Source organism: uncultured Anaerobiospirillum sp. (assembly GCF_902485895.1).
Classification (GTDB): Bacteria; Pseudomonadota; Gammaproteobacteria; order Enterobacterales; family Succinivibrionaceae; genus Anaerobiospirillum; species Anaerobiospirillum succiniciproducens.
In genome coordinates this window covers 1-2,595 of record NZ_CABTML010000059.1, presented here as the reverse complement: position 1 = coordinate 2,595, position 2,595 = coordinate 1, and the positions used below count along the sequence as shown (strand labels likewise).

Here is a 2,595-nt window from a genome sequence, read left to right as displayed (position 1 = left end):
GCATCATATGCAAGATGGTCTCTCTTGGAGGGGGCTATGATCATCCCTCAAGACTGCCTCATCTATATGGTGAATACCCCGATATCAGCCCGCTATGGCATACCAACTATGTTCGATATGCTTGTCTCTAACACTATCAATATAAGTTGGAGCGGTATTGATCCTGTAGTTATTGTGACACTGAATGAACGAAGAACCATATGCAAGGTATTCGTTGTTGACGGCTCTGGTTATACATGTTTTACCAGAAAACGTGCAAGTGGGCGATTCCAGCACAAGTTCAATAGTGACTTACTTCCTACAGTCATAAGTAGGCGAGCTTTGGATAGGCTACTTAAGGAAGGTAGTCTATCAGGCAGACAAAAATACTAACAGCATTATTTATAACTGAAAAGGAGCCATTTGGCTCCTTTTTTTATATATAGCCAAAGAAAATTGGGTCGAGAGTTGAGATTTGAGCCAATAGATTACAAGTATTAGTGTTTTGGTGTATGGATATTTAGGCATTCAAAAACACGTAGTTTGTTTATGATTGGCTGTATATAGACGTGAAAAATTTTGGCTAAAGTGTGATCGATACACTTGCCAATAAAGGCGGGATATATAAGGATTAGGATCGGCTTTTTTTCTTTAAGCCATAATTTCCTGTAACCTTATGTGGGTCAGCTGCAATGCAGCTGCTAATTGAACTTTGTATGATCTTAGTTTGATTAGCGGCAACACATGTTAACTGTGTTGCACGCCGACCCTAAAAAAAATCACTATGACCATTATAACTAAAAATAAGATCAAAGATCTACACAAAGATCATAGAAATAGCGATCTCAATATCAACAAAGATCATGACCGTGATCTTAAAAACATCGAACAAACCGCTTTAAATGGCGGTTTGTCTAAAGATCATAACTCTACTCAAGAGCCAGATCTTTCATGCAACAAAAGTCACGATCTTAACTCTCATTCTCGTAATGATAATGAAAAAGATCATGTTTACGATCTTAAAAATACCGAGCAAACCGCTTTAAATGGCGGTTTGTCTAAAGATCATGGCTCTACTCAAGAGCCAGATCTTTCATGCAACAAAAGTCACGATCTTAAATCTCATTCTCGCAAAGAGAATGAAAAAGATCATGGCTACGATCTTAAAAACATCAAACAAACCGCTTTAAATGGCAGTTTATCTAAAGATAGTGAGTCTACTCAAGAGCGAGATCTTACGTGCAACATAAGCCATGATCTTGGCTCTCAAACCAGTAAAGACAACTCAAAAGATCATACAAATGATCTCACTAACTCCAATAAAACAGCTTTAAACCAAGACTTGCATCATGATCCTATAAGCGTTGAGATGTATGAAGCTCAAGCTAAAGAAATCCTTGATTTGAAGCGCAGGAATGAAGTTCTAGTTAAATCCAACCATGATTTGAACTGCCAGCTTAAAGAAGAACGTAAAGAAAACAAAAGGCTGGCTAAAGATTTAGAAAGAGCTAGAACAACTCTAAGCAATGTAGAGTCATTGGGTCATGAGTTCATTATAAAAGTTCATAACATTAATAAAACCAAGTTCACTTCTCTTGACAGGGGCTTTGCGCTGAATTTGCTTGATGGCCAAATAAGCCCTTTAAAGAATAGCTTAGATTTCATTATCGAGATCTTTACTGAACTTAATCAAAGCCGAGTAGCTAATATCATTGAGAGTAATATAAAGCCTTCAAAGAGCGAAAAGAGCAAAGCAGATGTGCATGCTCCTAACGCAGAAGATTTCGACGAGAATCAAGAAGAAGAAGATGATGATGATGATGATGATGATGATGAGAATTTTGGCGCAAAAGGAAAGTCGCGTAAAAAGGTAATAGTCAAAGGCTCTGCAGAGAAAGAATTCGGGCACAATGTACCTGAGGTCGGGGCCATTCACAAAGAGATCATTAACACTTCGAATCTTGGAAAGGGGTTCGTTAGCCACCGAAAACAAATCCCATATCCTGACAAGCCTTCTACAATCCTTGATTGTATACTTCGCCACGACTATGAATTGTCAGACGTGTTCACATTTATAAATGAAAATGCCATTCATCACTTCATGCCTAAGACTAAAGTACTACCTAATCAAGATCAGAAAGATGACTCACATAAACTATGCAATGTCAAGTATATAAAGCAAGCTAACTACGTAATAGAGCCAGCAAACAAGACATTTAAGGCATTTTGCAAGAAATGTAATAAATATGAAGAGTTTACGATTCAAGATAAGAGTAGTACTCGCATAGTATCAGGTAAAACTTATGACTTGGGCGAAGCTTTTGTCATTATTTCAAGCTACAAGGTTAAAGGAGTAGAATGTGAGCATGAGTGTGTAATGTCCCTTGATGAAATTAATACCGATAAGATACTTTATGAGGCCATCACACCATATGGTGAGGAAGATAGATTACACCTGCCTGAGTCCGATGCTAAAGCAAAGAAAGACAGTAGATTTAATTGCGAAGATGAATCAATAAGAATTAATTCGGCTAAAAACAATAACCAGAGAAGCTATAGATTTAGCACTGCATGCAACCACAGGGCTTCAGATATAAAAAAACAGGCACATGTGTT

The 2,595-nt window shown here is 37.5% G+C and carries 1 protein-coding gene; it reads left to right on the top strand.

What is annotated here, in order from left to right:
* Positions 1 to 763 precede the first annotated feature (763 nt).
* A partial coding sequence (locus tag RDO37_RS04760) for a hypothetical protein (protein ID WP_308498291.1) occupies positions 764 to 2,595 on the top strand: 1,832 nt, incomplete at its 3' end.